Origin of the sequence: Streptomyces sp. NPDC059917 (assembly GCF_042730635.1) — a bacterium.
GTDB lineage: Bacteria > Actinomycetota > Actinomycetes > Streptomycetales > Streptomycetaceae > Streptomyces.
The window spans coordinates 36244-50547 of the sequence record NZ_JBHWLC010000031.1 but is presented as its reverse complement, the minus strand read 5'-3'; the positions used below and the strand labels follow the sequence as shown (position 1 = coordinate 50547).

15 protein-coding genes and 1 pseudogene are annotated in these 14304 nt (G+C 70.6%); 10 read left to right on the top strand and 6 right to left on the bottom strand.

The genetic code is table 11. The features are described 5' to 3' along the window. Positions 1-233 precede the first annotated feature (233 nt). Positions 234-923, bottom strand: coding sequence for a DJ-1/PfpI family protein (locus ACFWAR_RS19600; protein ID WP_385778748.1), 690 nt, complete (start codon positions 921-923; stop codon positions 234-236). 99 nt (positions 924-1022) lie between these two features. Here ACFWAR_RS19600 and ACFWAR_RS19595 point away from each other — a divergent pair, with 99 nt between their 5' ends. Beyond that, entirely contained in the window at positions 1023-2096 is a 1074-nt protein-coding gene (locus ACFWAR_RS19595; protein WP_385778746.1) for a GlxA family transcriptional regulator, read from the top strand. A gap of 215 nt (positions 2097-2311) precedes the next feature. On the opposite strand, the gene ACFWAR_RS19590 is transcribed toward ACFWAR_RS19595, so the two are convergent. Together ACFWAR_RS19590 and ACFWAR_RS19585 are read right to left on the bottom strand one after the other, a co-directional pair. Further along, positions 2312-3694, bottom strand: coding sequence for a protein kinase (locus tag ACFWAR_RS19590; protein ID WP_385778744.1), 1383 nt, complete (start codon positions 3692-3694; stop codon positions 2312-2314). A gap of 274 nt (positions 3695-3968) precedes the next feature. Beyond that, positions 3969-4208, bottom strand: coding sequence for a helicase associated domain-containing protein (locus tag ACFWAR_RS19585; RefSeq protein WP_385778742.1), 240 nt, complete (start codon positions 4206-4208; stop codon positions 3969-3971). Positions 4209-4412: 204 nt separating this feature from the next. Here ACFWAR_RS19585 and ACFWAR_RS19580 point away from each other — a divergent pair, with 204 nt between their 5' ends. Continuing rightward, positions 4413-4658, top strand: a complete 246-nt coding sequence (locus ACFWAR_RS19580) for a DUF4262 domain-containing protein (protein WP_385778824.1) — start codon at positions 4413-4415, stop codon at positions 4656-4658. Positions 4659-4698: 40 nt separating this feature from the next. Here the strand turns inward: ACFWAR_RS19580 and ACFWAR_RS19575 are convergent, their stop codons facing one another. Together ACFWAR_RS19575 and ACFWAR_RS19570 are read right to left on the bottom strand one after the other, a co-directional pair. After that, positions 4699-6072 carry a transposase gene (locus tag ACFWAR_RS19575; RefSeq protein ID WP_385778822.1) on the bottom strand — a complete coding sequence of 458 codons (1374 nt, stop codon included), beginning with the start codon at positions 6070-6072 and terminating at the stop codon, positions 4699-4701. 49 nt (positions 6073-6121) lie between these two features. Next, complete coding sequence (locus ACFWAR_RS19570) at positions 6122-6286, bottom strand: hypothetical protein (protein ID WP_385778740.1); 165 nt, start codon at positions 6284-6286, stop codon at positions 6122-6124. Between the two features lie 316 nt (positions 6287-6602). On the opposite strand from ACFWAR_RS19570, the gene ACFWAR_RS19565 reads away from it, so the two are divergent. After that, entirely contained in the window at positions 6603-7508 is a 906-nt protein-coding gene (locus ACFWAR_RS19565; RefSeq protein ID WP_385778738.1) for an NAD(P)H-binding protein, read from the top strand. Between the two features lie 67 nt (positions 7509-7575). Here ACFWAR_RS19565 and ACFWAR_RS19560 read toward each other — a convergent pair whose 3' ends face one another. Then, complete coding sequence (locus tag ACFWAR_RS19560) at positions 7576-8514, bottom strand: AraC family transcriptional regulator (RefSeq protein ID WP_385778736.1); 939 nt, start codon at positions 8512-8514, stop codon at positions 7576-7578. A 156-nt stretch (positions 8515-8670) separates the two neighbouring features. Here ACFWAR_RS19560 and ACFWAR_RS19555 point away from each other — a divergent pair. From ACFWAR_RS19555 to ACFWAR_RS19525, 7 genes and pseudogenes are all read left to right on the top strand, one after another. After that, a pseudogene (locus tag ACFWAR_RS19555) lies at positions 8671-9423 on the top strand (YihY/virulence factor BrkB family protein); the annotation flags it as partial. A gap of 208 nt (positions 9424-9631) precedes the next feature. Then, positions 9632-9859: a hypothetical protein gene (locus tag ACFWAR_RS19550; RefSeq protein WP_385778734.1), complete on the top strand. Its 228-nt coding sequence runs from the start codon at positions 9632-9634 to the stop codon at positions 9857-9859. Beyond that, positions 9856-10185, top strand: coding sequence for a hypothetical protein (locus ACFWAR_RS19545; RefSeq protein ID WP_385778732.1), 330 nt, complete (start codon positions 9856-9858; stop codon positions 10183-10185). Before ACFWAR_RS19550 ends, ACFWAR_RS19545 begins: the two co-directional genes overlap by 4 nt. Then, on the top strand, positions 10178-10654 hold the full coding sequence (locus tag ACFWAR_RS19540; protein ID WP_385778730.1) for a DUF6233 domain-containing protein: 477 nt from the start codon (positions 10178-10180) through the stop codon (positions 10652-10654). Before ACFWAR_RS19545 ends, ACFWAR_RS19540 begins: the two co-directional genes overlap by 8 nt. A 19-nt stretch (positions 10655-10673) precedes the next feature. Next, positions 10674-10910: a hypothetical protein gene (locus ACFWAR_RS19535; protein ID WP_385778728.1), complete on the top strand. Its 237-nt coding sequence runs from the start codon at positions 10674-10676 to the stop codon at positions 10908-10910. 530 nt (positions 10911-11440) lie between these two features. Beyond that, a complete protein-coding gene (locus ACFWAR_RS19530; protein WP_385778726.1) occupies positions 11441-12643 on the top strand; it encodes a protein kinase in 1203 nt (400 codons plus the stop codon). Positions 12644-13036: 393 nt separating this feature from the next. Next, positions 13037-14278 carry a helix-turn-helix domain-containing protein gene (locus ACFWAR_RS19525; RefSeq protein WP_385778724.1) on the top strand — a complete coding sequence of 414 codons (1242 nt, stop codon included), beginning with the start codon at positions 13037-13039 and terminating at the stop codon, positions 14276-14278. Positions 14279-14304 lie beyond the last annotated feature (26 nt).

Genomic DNA, 14304 nt, shown 5'->3' with positions numbered 1-14304 from the left:
CCGGCACCACATGACGAGCTCAAGCACGCCCAACGGCAGCCCCGAAGCCCCTCACTCCCGCGAACCACCCCGACAACCAGGCCGATCCTCCGCCAGGCAACCGCCCGAGGCCCCGCCCGCATTCGGACACCACCACCACGAGCACAACCCACAAACGCCGAGATCCCGCCCCGCCTTGAGTTAGAACGGGATCTCGTAACGTTTCCCGAGAGCTACTCAGGAACTGTCGAAGCTCAGGCTGTCAGGCGGGCCAGGAGCGCGGGATGGTCTGCCAGGGCCGATTCCAGCATGGCCCGGGCATGGGGCTTGAAGAAGTCGAGGTCGGCTGACCGCCAGTCGATGCCGCCCAGGGGCGGCTGCGGGTCGTATTCGATGAAGAGCTGGACCGATCGGGCCGTCTGCTCGCCCGCGAGGCGTTCGACCAGGTGGAGGGCCATGTCGATACCGGCCGACACCCCGGCGGCGGTGAGCACGGCACCGTCCTCGACCCAGCGTCGAGCGACAGGTGTCGCGCCGAACTTGGCCAGCAGGTCGCGAAAGCCCCAGTGCGTGGTGGCCTGACGACCGTCGAGCAGGCCGGCCGCACCCAGGATCAGGGAGCCGGTGCACACCGAGCCGACGACCTCGGCCCTCCGCGCGGCCTTCCGGATCCAACTCAGCAGGGGCTCGTTGCCCAGGGCGGCGAGGGTCGGCTCGGTCCCACCCGGCACGATCAGCGCGAAGGGCTCGGTGACCTGGTCAAACGTGTGGCTCGGCGTCAGCTTCAGCGGAGTGTCGGTGTCCAGGGGGGCGAGGTCCTGGCCGACGACGACCACCTCGAACGACGGGTCGATCCGGGCCAGCGCCGACAGCACCTGAAGCGGCCCCACTAGGTCGAGCGGGGTGATGCCGGGATACAGCACGAAGGCGAGCGTCTTGGTCATGCCGTCACCTTCGACCCCGGGCCGGGGGAGTGCCAAGGGCAGACAGCGACCAGGTCGGAATTCTTGGGATAGAAGTCAGTCCGACATAGGGTCCCGATCATGGAGGAACGACTGGTGGCCCTCGTCGGGTACGACGAGGCCGAGTTGCTGGACATCGCCTGCGTGACAACGAGTTTGATCACCGCCAACCGTCTCGGAGCCAGCCCCGCCTACACCGTGAGCGTGGCCACCCCGGGAAGCCGGGCGATCACGTGCGACTCGGGGCTGATGCTGCAGGGCCAGCGCTCCCTGGAGCGGCTGCGGGGGCCACTGGACACGCTGATCGTCTCGGGAGGGTTCGGCCACCAGGCCGCAGCAGAAGACCCGCGGATCGTCGGCCATGTCCGACGCCTGGCCAGGGAGAGCCGCAGAGTCGCCTCGGTCTGCACAGGGGCGACCGTCCTGGCCGCCGCTGGCCTGCTCAACGGCAAACGCGTCACGACTCACTGGTGGTACGCCGAGCAATTCGCCTGGGCCTACCCGGAGATCACTGTGGATCCCGCGCCGATCTACATCCGCGACGGAAGCCTGTCCACCGCGGCGGGCGCCACCAGCGCCCTGGACCTCACCCTGGCCTTCATCGAGGAGGACCACGGCGCGGAGTTGGCACGCGCCGTGGCTCGCGGCCTGGTCACCTATCTGCAACGGCCGGGCAACCAGGCACAGATGAGCATCTTCACCGCCACCCCAGCACCCACCAACAGCCTGGTCGGGCGAGCCGTCAACTACATCGCCAGCCACCTGACCGGCGACTTGACCGCAACCGCACTGGCAGCCGACGTCGGGGTGAGCGAACGCCACCTGACCCGCCTGTTCAACGACTACCTCGGAAAGGCGCCGGGCCGATTCGTCCGCGACGCGCGCACCGAAGCCGCCGCTCACCTCCTGACCTCCACCTCACTCCCCGTGGCGAGCGTGGCCGCACAATGCGGCTTCGGGACCGTTGAATCGCTCCGCCAGGCCTTCGTCAGCCGCTACGGAACACCGCCATCGCGCTACCGAGCAACACAGAGCACATCAGCTACTCGACGTCGGGGCGCGCCCACGACGCCTGGTGACGCGCACCATCGAGCGCTACGAGGCAGTGCGGCAGCGGCCGGCCGAAGGGAAGACGCTGGCCGCGATCCGCCGTGACCGCACGGCGGGCCAGGAGCACGCTCTGTACGTCGCGGCAGAGAAGGACACCCTGCGGCAGCAGCTGACCGGCTGGCTCGAGTTCGCGGGCATCCCCGTGCTCGTGGTCCGCGGCTCCAGGGGCGACGCAGACGAGCCGGAGGCGCCCAGTCCGTGGAGGGTGGTCGGTGGACCCGCATAGCGGCCTGCTGTGCGTGCGCTGCCCGCGCGACGAGCTACGGGTGAGACTTTGGCGAGGGGAACCGGAGCGCGCCGTAGATCAGCATCGTGCACGCGGCGGCGTACACGTACCCGCCGGATCCCACGACCCCGAGGCCCCCCTGGGACATCCCGTTGCGCAGGCCGTAGAAGCACACCGCGGTACTGATGACGGCCACGACGATGTGCAAGGCCTGGGCCCAGCGCCGCCAGGCAAGCCCTGGTGCACGGCGCGTGACGACGACCGCCGTCACAGAGCTGCAGATGCCGAGCATGGCAGGCGCAAGGAGCAGCCAGGCTCCGGCGTCATCCGTCATTGCCAGGGATGCATCCGCCCATTCGTAGGGGGGCAGGAGCATGGCGAGCGCCAGTGTCACGATTGCCGCCCAGAAGGGGGCGGTGGCCAGGCGGTACGACCAGGGCGAGGCAACTGGTGTCGCTGTCGGTGTGGCCGGCTCGGGCGCCGGCTGGGGAGGGACCGTCGATGGCACCGAGGTGAGCACAGCGGTGGCGGTGGGCAGCGCGTCGGCGAGGGGCGCTGGTATCCAGATGCCGTTTCCGGCCGGAGCGGCCGCATCGGTCAGCGGCTCACTCTCGGTCCGGACCACGGCCAGTTCCTCGATGAGCGCGGTCACGGACGGGCGGAGTTCTGGGTCCTTGGCCAGGCAGCGGGCAATGATCTCCAGGCCATGCGACGGCAGGCGGCCGAGGTCTGGTTCCTCGTACGCGATCCGGAAGTTGAGCATCTGCGCGGAGCCTGTGCCGAAGGGCCCGATGCCGGTGGCCGCATGCGTCAGCACGGCTCCGAGGGCGAACACGTCGGTGGCCGGTGTCACGGGCTTGCCCGTGAGCTGTTCGGGTGCCATGAAGCCAGGGGTGCCCACGATCATGCCGGTGCGGGTGAGCGCGGTGTCCTCGAGAGCCACGGAGATCCCGAAGTCGACTACCCGAGGGCCGTCCGGCGCGATCAGGACGTTCGAGGGCTTGAGGTCCCGGTGGACCAAGCCGGCCGCGTGAATGGCCTCCAGCGCCTCGGCGAGTCCCGCGCCGAGGACGCGTACAGACTCCACCGGCCAGGGGCCGTGCGCAGCAATAGCCTCGTCCAGGGCCATTCCGGGCACGTAGGCTGTGGCAAGCCAAGGGCTCGGGCTGTCAGGTTCGGCATCGACCAAAGCGGCCGTGAAGAAGCCGGTGACTTTGCGGGCGGCGGCCACTTCGCGGGCGAACCGGCGGCGGAATCCGGGATCCTGCGCGAGCTCGGGCCGCACCACCTTCACCGCCACGAGCCGCCCACTGGGCGACTGCCCCAGAAAGACCTGGCCCATCCCACCGGCGCCCAGGCGCCCGGCTATCCGGTAGCGCCCCACCTGCCGCGGATCACTCGGCTGTAACGCGTCCACCAGGCCCTCCTCCACGCTGCGCGATTCCGCTTGCCGTGCCCTGCGCGATTACAACACCGAGATGCCCGCACGCGCAGCAGTACACCCGTAACTCTCCCGCAGCGGCGGGTGCGACCATCCGCCGAGCCCTGGCCCGCGGCCGAAAGGGCGCCGGCCCTTGGTCAGGCCCCGGCTCCAGCAGATCGCCAGCACCTGGATGCCCGGCGCCGGGAGGCAAGACGAAGACCCCTGGGGTCACGACGCCCCGAGGCCTCCCTCTCGCTGACTTCCCCGCTCAACGACGAGCCGGTCCGCCTGTCACGCCCAGGGCGGCGGGCTGCTCCTGGGTGAGCTTGTCGCGGCGGGCCCGGGTGTTGGAGACCCACACACCGAGCCGCACCGACACCGCCTCGGCCACACCGTCGGGGGTGATCCATTCGGTGTGCCCGCGAGGAACGGGCCGCTGCCTTTTCCTCTCGAGCCACTGCGCAAGCGCTGTCAGGCCGCGCTGGAATGCCTGCTCGGCCCTGGCCACCCCCTTCCCCGTGCGCGCTGCCGCGGGGACGGGAGCCGGGGGTGCAGCAGCGGTGAAGCCCAGGGCTGTCTGCCGTCTGCCGTGCCTGCTGCCCGGCCGACAGCTGCGCCGAGGCCCCGGCTCCTCCTCCTGCTGCCGCCGCCACTTGCCAATGTTGTCGCCGTCGAAGAGGACGCCCAGAGCGACAAGTGAGGAAAACCAAATATCCCCATCAGGCCGCCTCTACTTCTCCTTCGCCGGGCTTGGGGCAGGGGAGATCGCGGCGGTGGTGGCCGGTCCATCGGGTTCTACCGGCGGCCTCCTTTCCCTGTGCTGCAAGTTGCCTGGCCCGACGCGCATGACCGCTTTCACTGGGACGAGCAGGCTGAGGTGAGGCACCGGGAGTCACAGCCTCAGCTGTGGCTGCCACCTCGTGAGCACCCTGCCGGGATTTGGACGACCGAACTCTGACCCCGTGCCGCCTGCGACGGAACAACACCAGCGCGAGAAGCTACTGGACCAAGATCATTTTACGGAGCAGTTCGAACCCGGCTCGCCCGTAGAGCAGCCTCTTGATCTTCTTGATGCGGTTCACGGCGCCCTCGATGCTGCCGGAGCCCCAGTCCACGGTGAGCCCAGGCGTCACGACGTCGAGATCTCGGAGCAGGTGTAGTGCGAAGCCAGTGAGGCCGAGTAACTGGCTGGCATCGACCGCGTCGATCCAGGTGGGAAGTGTGGAGCCAAGGCGGTCGGTGAGCATCTCGCCGAAGTCGCGGACATGTCCGGCTGCCGTGTCCAGTGCGGTGCAGCGGGCCAAGACATCCTTCAGGCCGGCCCGGTCCTCCTCGGTCAGGGCCGTGGGGTGACGGCTGATCCAGCCGGTCACCCGCCGCACCGTCGGCGGCCGGGGCGGAGCGTCGGCCGGAGCCCCGCGGAGGGTGGCGACGTGGCTGCGGACCATCTGATAGATGACGGGCGCGTTGTCGGCAACGAGTTCGCTGTGGAGGTGGGTGACGCTGGTGCATCCCTCGGCGAAGCGGCGCTCCAGGTGGGGCTTGTAGGGGTCCAGCCTGCTGGGTCGGGGCCGGTTCTCGCGAATGGTGTCCTGCCAGCGTGCGGCGTTCGCGTACCGGAGCACGGTGTTGAGAGCCCAGCCCAGGTGCCGGGCTATCGCCCGGCGCGAGTGACCTTGGGCAAGGAGCTCGTGGACCAGGGCGTGCGCGGCCCTTTTGCGCTCGGCGCGTCGGCCGATGGGCGCCGGGTCGTCCTGCGGCCGACCGGAAGCCCCTCCGGTGGCCTCCGGCTGCATGCTGCCGGGCGAAGGATTGCGCAGGCAGTCGCGGTGCGCGGCGCCGCAGGTTTCCACGGCTCGGCCGAGGCCCTGCCCTAGGTGGAACCGGTCGGCGACCTGCAGAGTGTCTGGGGCACCGCGTCGTGCTCCCTCGGCGTAGGCGCCGCCGGTCCCGGCAGATGATCTCCAGCCGGGGTGGCGAGTCAGCCAGGCGGCCGGCGGCCCGGCTTCGCGGGTCGGGATCACGGCGACCACGCGATGGTCTTCGACGCTGGTCGAGACGGTGGAGTAGGTCTGGCCCCGGCGGATCGTGAAGTCGTCCACGCCCAGGACGCGCGGAGTACCAAACTGCGGATCGGGCAATGCCATGACCCTCCGTAAGAAGGTCATCCGGCCGGACCCGAATCCCAGCTGAGAGGCCGGCCGGGCCCCAGCCCGCCCGGCCAGCGCGAGCTCCACTCGCTCCAGGGCGTGGTTGAGCCGCGTGGTGAACCGTGCGTGCGGGACAGCCAGCCGCGAGAACGGCTCGGCGAACGTCCGGCGCGGGCAGTCCGCCGACCCGCAGATGCAACGCCGGACCGTCAGCAGGATCACAAAGCCCTGCTCAGCGAGCGGAAGGTCCTTCAGTCTGCGCTGGTAGTGGTCATGGACCCGGTCCGAGAAAAGGCCGCAGTCCAAACATGCAGCGCCGGCCGCGGCCTCTCGCCGCCACCTCGACCGTGCCGAACGCGGCAGTGACCGCCTCGACATCCACATCGTCGATTCCGTCGAACACCAGCGAATCCCAAAACGGTGCATCGATCGTCATGACCAGCACCATCACCGGCCACAACTGGCCGCAGCAGCGGGTGGTAGAGACCTGAGGGAGCGTCAATTCCGAACGTTGAACGCTGGACGACAAGGCGTACGCCGTCTCACACGAACCCGATTCTCCGCAATCGAACAACGGGGTAACGCTCCGCGACGACTCCCCAAGATCTGTGCCAGAACCTGAAACCCACCAACAACCGTTCTTGCAGGCGACCTGCGTAGTCGGCGGGAGCGCCTGCGCGAGCGGACGCTCGAACATGTCCTGCGGACGATCACCCATGGCAGCCGGTGGCCCGTCCTGTGAGGCTCGACGCATGACATACACCGACAGCCCCCGCACCGACAGCCCCCGCACCGACAACTCCCGCACCGACACAACGATCGCCCCGGCCACCGTCCTGGTACTCGGCGGCACCGGCAAGACCGGCCGCAGGGTCGTCGCCCTCCTGCGCGAGTCGGGCGTGGAGCCCCGCGTGGCCTCCCGCTCCGGCGACACGCCTTTCGACTGGTCGGACCCCGACACCTGGCAGCCGGCCCTCGACGGAGCAGACGCCGTCTACGTCGTCGGGCCCGAGGGCTCCCCGTCCCCGACGCCCGCCTTCGTCGAGCGGGCCGTCGCGAGCGGCGTGCGCCGACTGGTGCTGCTCTCGGCCCGCGGCGCCGACACCCCCGGTTACCTCTCCGCGGCGGTCGGCGCCCCGCACCGGGAGAGCGAGGCGGCCGTCCGGTCCTCCGGGGTCTCCTGGACGATCCTGCGTCCAGGGTGGTTCGCCCAGAACTTCAGCGAGGGCGTCTTCCGCGACGGGGTGCGAGCCGGTGAACTGGCCCTGCCCACAGCGGACGGGACCGCGGCCTTCATCGACGCCGACGACATCGCGGAGGTCGCCGTCGCAGCCCTCACTGAGGACGGCCACCACGGAGAGGTCTACGAGCTGTCCGGCCCCCGTGCGCTGAGCGTCGCCGACGTGCTGGGCGAGATCGCTGAGGCCAGCACGGTGCGCGCCGCCTACGTTCCTGTCGAACCGTCGGCCTACCGGGCCCGACTCGTGGCGCAGGGCGTGCCCGAGGAGGAGGCCGCGGTTTGGACGGAGGCGATGGAGCCGATCCGGACGAGCCGGGAGGCTCCGCTCACGGACGGCGTCCGCCGGGCGCTCGGGCGCCCGCCGCGCGACGTCGCCGAGTTCGCCCGCGCCGCGGCGGCCGCGGGCGCCTGGTCCTGAGGCCGGGGGATGGGCGGACGTACGGACCCGGTGCGGCGTATGCCCATCCGGGTCCGGCCCCGTCGGGTCAGCCCGCCGGAGCGGCCCGGTCCGGTTCCAGGGCCGCCTCTCGGCGGTAGGCGCCGGGGCTCACGCCCCGCAGGCGCTTGAAGGCGGCGCCGAAGCCGAAGGCGTCCGCGTAGCCGACCCGCCGGGCCACCGCCGCCACCGTGAGCTCGGTACTGCTCAGCAGATCGGCGGCGAGCGTCATCCGCCACTCGGTGAGATACGCCACCGGCCCGTCGCCGACCAGCTCGGTGAACCGTTTCGCCAGGGTCGTCCTCGACACTCCTGCCCGCGCCGCCAGCTCCGCCGTCGACCAGGAGTGCGCCGGATCCGCGTGGATCGCACGCAGTGCCGGGCCGACCACCTCGTCGCCGAGCGCGGCGTACCACCCCGGTGGCCGCGCCTCGGGCCGGTCGAACCAGTCCCGTAGCGTGCACACCAACAGCCAGTCCAGCAGCCGGTCGAGAACGATCTGGCGCCCCGGCCCGCCGATCCCGATCTGCGTCTCCAGGTAGTCGCGCAGCGGCGTGCAGTCCGCGTCGTCGGCCACCACCAGCACCGGCGGAAGCGTGCGCAGCAACCGCTGCGGCACCTGGGCCCGTACGTCGTAGGCGGCCGCGAGCAGGACCGTCGGGCCGCCGAACTCCCGCTCCGGCTCCGCCGGTTCCTCGCCCCAGCGGACTTCCTGCACGTCGGCGTCCCGTCCCGTCCCCGTGGTGTCTGCCGGGTCGTCGGTGAAGGAGAACGGCGCCGGCCCCCGGACGATCGCGGCCTCGCCGACCGCGACGCGCCGGGGCTCTCCGTGCTCCGGCACGATCCACCCCGCGCCGCGCATCGGCAGGAGCAGCGTCAGGTAGGGCCCGTCGGTGAACCGCAACGACCAGGGTGGCCACAACACCGAACGCCCGAACACCGCCCCCTTGCCCCGCACGCCCCGCAACAACTCGTCGAACACATCCATGCCGCCAACGATATGCAGCAACGCCCCACGGGCCGGGCGGTCGGCACCGTCATCGACGCGCTCGGCGGGGACGACGTGACGCTGGAAACGGCTACTTCGCTGGACGCGGGTATCGCTACGGGCGGCGCGCCGTGGCGGCACCGGGGCGAGAGCGTGATGACCTGCTCCGGTCCGCGCGCGCCTGCACCCAGTACCTGCTGGCAACGGCGGTGGGCGCCACGCTCGCGGCTACGGTCGGCATCCGCGGCTGGTCGTTCGGCCTGCTCAGCGATCCACACCGCCGCCGGCGTCGACTGGGCCCTGGCTCTCTTCCCTGCCCTGCTCGTGCTCGTGTCCTTGCTCGGCATCGCGGGGGAGTCCGCCACCAAGCAGGTCCTGGACAACCTGCAGAAGCTCGCTCCCGGCTCGGCGCGGGACGTGGTCGGCGACGCGGTGCAGCAGCTCCAGGGGCGCTCCGGGGTCGGATCGCTGCTGGCGATCCTCGGCCTGGTCCTCGCCCTGTGGTCGGCGTCCGGCTACATCGTGGCGTTCATCCGCAGCTCGAACGCCGTCTATGACATGCCCGAGGGCCGCCCCGTGTGGAAGGTCCTCCCGCTGCGGCTGGCCCTCACCGTCACGCTGATGGTTGTGGCGTGTGCCAGTGCGCTGATCGTCGTCTTCTCGGGCTCCCTGGCCCGGCAGGCGGGAACGGCCCCGGGGATCGGGGACACTGCCCTGACTGCTTGGTCGATCGCGAAGTAGCCGGTCCTGGTCCTCCTCGTCACCTTCATGATCGCGATCCTCTACTGGGGCGCCCCGAACACGAAGGGCCGCGGATTCAAGTGGCTGACGCCGGGCAGCCTCCTGGCGCTGGCCATCTGGATGGCCGCCTCGGCTGGCTTCGCGCTCTACGTCGCCAACTTCGCCTCCCCGGCGGTCCCTCCGACCGATTCTCCGAACTCGTCTGAGAACGCCGTCCACGGGCGGGCCACCGGTAGGTGCTGTGACGAACCCACTGATCATCAACCATCGATGACAAAGATCAACCTTCGTTGTCACAGGACACCGGTCACACGTCCGCGGTCGACAGGTCGCGCTCCGCTCGCCTCAGAATTCGAACACGTGTTCCACTAGGTGGATGACGTGGCTCCGCTTCCCCGACAGCCTGGTGATGATCCAGGCCGAATGGCTTCTGACCTATGACGCGCCGGCCGGGGCGAGCACCACCGTGCTCCGGCGGCGCCTGATCAAGCTGTCCCTCCAGCTCTACGCCCACCCCTACTGGGCGGCGCCGGGCCGCTCACCGGCGGCGTGGGTCGAGCTGCGCCGTCGGGCGCGCGCCCGCGGCTGGGGCACTGCGGCGTGAGCGCCGACCCGGGCGGTCCGAGACCCGCCGACCGCTTCCCCCAGGACCTGATCGCCCTCCAGCAGGACTGGATCGGGGTCTACAACCGGCTTGCCCGCAGGAGGGGCGAGGGCTCGGCGGCGGAGCTGAGGGCGGAGCTGTTCCGGCTCTCCTGCCGGATCGGGGATCACCCGCACTGGGTGGACGGTGACCCGAGCCGGATGGGGCGCACCCGGCTGTGGCAGGCCGCTCAGGTCGCGCCGGGAGGTGAGCCGCAGGTCGTGGTGAGGCTGGTCGACGGGCGGGTCGTGGTGACCGAACCGGAGGCGGGTGGTGGGCGTGGGTGAGGTGGAGGCGCGGCTGGAGCGCTGGCGGGCCGTGGCGGCGTGGTTGGTCTGGCAGCAGCGGCAGGCGGAGCAGACGATCGCCGCACTCGAAGCGGAGCTTGCCGAGCTCCAGGCTCGGCGGCCGCCTCCGGTGCCGCCGGAGTGGACGGTGGAGATGATCCGGACCGCGGGCGGGCCGCGCGTGCACCGCGTGCATGTGGGGGGCTGCGCCATGGGCGGCAGCGGCAAGCCGGCCGACCGGGAGCAGGTCCGCCGGATGCTCGCCGAGGGCACGGCAGCGTGCCCGTACTGCGGGCCGGGCACCCTGCTGGGCTCGTCGGCTGAGCATCCGGGCCGCGGGCGGGCGGACGTCGGGGTACGTTCGGCCATACCGGGTGCGGCCTTGGCCAGCAGGGCCGCGACGGGGGCCGCACCTCGACACCTCGAAGCGCCGACCCTCGGGGAAGGCCGCGGGCGAGGTTACTGCTGAGGCCAGCGAGAATGGCCCGGTGAGTACACCTGCGCAGTCCCAGCGACCTGTCGGCCGCGGCGTCAGCACCCTTATCCCGCAGAGCGCCACGGACCAGGCCATGGCGGCGCTGACCGGGCTGGAGACCGTACCTGTACACGTCGGCCTGCTCCAGGCGGCCGCGCTGCTGCTGGAGGAGGCCGCCCGGACCGCCACGGACGAGTCGGCGAAGGCCGTCATGGCCCGGACGGCCGGGATGCTGCGCTCCGCGATGTAGCCGCGGCCGTGCCCGTCGCCGCGGGTGCCGGCACCCGCGGGCGGCTATGCCGAGGCTTGGGGTGTGCGGGCCGCGGCCGGAGCGGGGGCGGCGACTCGTGGCGCGGGTGCGGCCACCCACTGGGACGGCTGCGGCGACCCGGGGGGCAGGGTGAGGGCGAGGCGGGCGGAGTGGCTCTCGGCTGCCTGGGCCAAGGCCTGCAGGGCTTGTACATCGGCAGGGTTGAAGCGGGCGGACTGGACGGCGGAAGCCACCAGAGCCTGTGCCTTCTCGGCGACCGCACCGTACGGGCCGACGGCAGGGCCCGGTCCGGCGTCAAGCGGCGGGAGCGCTAGCCACGCGTCCCGGAGAGCCGTCACCCTCCGGTGGCTGGAGCTGACGGCTTCCTGACCCATGGGGGTGTTGGTCCACCTCTGGAAGCGCCTCTGATGAAACGTTGCTGCTGAACCGAGCATGCCAAGTAGACTCGCTGATATCGGCGTTGCCGCCGCCGTACCCTTGGCATTTCCAGGAACCAGCGGGGGTGGGCAGTGAAGCCAGGCGAACTGATCGCGGGTCGATACGAGCTGGTCAAGAAGCTTGGGCGGGGCGGGATGGGCGAGGTATGGGCTGCGCGGGACCGTAGCCTCCACCGTGACGTCGCGCTCAAGCTGCTCGACCTCGGCGGCGCTGTCCACCCGGACCTGCCTCAGCGGTTCGAACGTGAGGCGGTAGCCGCCGCGCAGATCAACCACCCGAACGTGGCTGCTCTCTACGACCGGGGCGTCCACCTGGACATCCTCTTCCTGGTCATGGAGAAGGTCGATGGTACGACTCTCACCGAACACCTCCATGCCGAGAGCTCCATGACCCTGGCCCGCGCTCTGGAGATGGGCAGCGAGATTTGCGCGGCGCTAATCGCCGCGCACCGGGCCCAGGTCATTCACTACGACATCAAGCCCCACAACATCATGATCACCCCGGACGGGCAGGTCAAGGTCGTCGACTTCGGGATCGCGGGATTCGTCCAGACCGCGTTCTCCGTGGCGCGCTCCTCCCAGCTGCAACCGGCCGGAACCGTGGAGTACGGTGCGCCGGAACAGTTCCTCTCCGAGCGCGGGGATGAACGCTCTGACCTGTATGCACTCGGTGGAGTGCTGTTCGTCTTACTTGCCGGTCGACCTCCCTTCACCGGCCACAACTGGCTCGCGGTCATCCGGCGCAAAGCTGAGGAAGACGCCCCGCGCCTCGACACGCTCCGCCCTGACCTGCTGCCCGAAGTGACCGAACTCGTCGCCGAGCTTTTGCGACGCGATCCCGCACAGCGCCCCCAATCGGCGCGGCAGGTCTACGACCGTCTCCAACAGCTGCGGTCGGCTCTCGACCCAAGAGATGCGGGCAGGCTGACTCCGCCGACCATCGTGGCACCGTCGGAATCCACGAGCGCCAAGGCAGTTCCCAGGATCCACGTGGCCCACGTCGCGCGTCGAGACAGCTCGCTGGACCGGGGAAACTACCGCTACCACCAAATCCGCGTCTTCCTCGAAGGGGACGATGACGGCGATCTCGATCGAGTCACCAAAGTTGTTTACCACCTGCATCCGACCTTCCCCGAGCCGGATCGTGTCGCCACGGACCGGGCGACAGGGTTTGAACTGAGGGTGTCGGCATGGGGCGAGTTCATGATGACGGCAGATGTCCATATGCAAGGCCAGCAGGAACCTTTGAGGCTTGAGCGATACCTCAACTTCTGAGTTCTGGGCTGGACTCCTCGTCGGGCTCGACACCACCGCCCCTGTGCGCGAATCGGCGACGGTCGCCATGTGGGCGTCGGCTGCGGCGCGGCCGGGTCGCTCGGCGGCAAATCCCGTATGTGCGGTGGTCGGCGGCCCGAGAAGTGGCCCGAATTCGAGGCTAGGCCGGCGGACCTGGGGCTGGGAGCTCGGTCCGCTGCACTCCGTGCCAGCGGATTTACCGTGCGGGGCATCCCGCAACGCCTCGTCGTGCAGGTTCCCCGACCGTCACTGGCAGGGGCTCAGACGGCTGGCGGGCGTAGAGGCCTTCCCTGTTGGGCAGTTGGCATATCCGCAGGTCGCCCGTGGGGAGTACCGTCCGGGTGAGGAGTCCAGAACGGAGAGGTGCCGCTCATGACCCATTCCCCCGACACCGGCATCGGTGCGCGCGTGCGCGTGGCCCGGATCGCGGCAGGCCTGACGCAGGCGGAGATGGCCGGTCTGGTGGGCCGCTCCGAACGCTGGGCAGAGGACGTCGAGGCCGGCCGCCTCCCACTGGACCGGTACTTCCTGATCACGGCCGTGGCCACGGTCTGCGAGGTCGACGTCGTCTGGCTGCTCGGACAGCCCTACCGGCTGCGCCGCGAACAGGGCTCGGCGGTCCCGCACGTGCCAGCACTCCGTGCCGCGCTGCGCCGGTCCTCGCTGATCCTCTCCGGCCACCCCGGTCTCGTGCCGTCCGGGCCAGCCGCCCACGTCCAGGGAATCCGGGACCAGGCGGCGGCGACCAACCGGCACCGCCAGGGCGCGAACCTCCCCGCGGTCGCCGGGTTGCTGACTGCCCTGCTGGAGGACCTGAACACAACGATCCTGATGCATGAGCGCGGCACCGCCGAGTGGGACGAGGCCTTGCGCCTTCTCGTGGATGCCGCCCGCAACGCCCGCCAGACACTCAACCAGACCGGTCTGCCCGATCTGGCGTGGGTGGCGGCGGAGGTCGCGGCCGGTGCCGCGACCCAGCTCGACGACCCGATCGTCAAGGCCGCCGTCGCCTGGGACCGGTGCGGCGCCCTGCTCCACCAGGGCTCGTCCCGGGAGACGCAGGTGGTCGCGGACGCCGCCCTGCGCGATCTGGAGCCGATCTCGGCGACGGGGGACACCGACGCCCTCGTGCTGGAAGGCGCGCTGGTGCTGCGTCAGGTCGTCGCCTGCGCCCGCGCCGGCGACGCGGAGGGCGCCTGGAGCCAGGCGACCCGCGCGGTGGAGGTTTCCGAGCGCCTCCCGGATGGCCATCACGATCTCCGGTGGCAGACCGTTTTCTCCCGGGCGAACGTCCTGGTGCACACGACCGAAGCAGGCGTCGAAGCCAATGCCCCCAATACCGGCCTGTCGTTCGTCGGCGACGTCGACGTGAGCGCGATGCCGAGTCGGGAGCGCATCACGCACTACCGGATCGATGAGGCGCGCGCCATGCACCGGATGAACCGCTCGGGCGAGGCGGTGGTGATCCTGAGGGCGGCGGCGCAGCGCGCCCCGCACTACGTCCACGCGCACCCCATGGCCCGGGAGCTGGTCGGCGACCTCGTCCGCCGGGGCGTTCCGTCGCAGGCCGCGGCCCTGTCGGGGCTGGTGCGCGGGATGGAGCTGGTGTCCTGACATCAGGGCGCATATGCCAGTTGGGC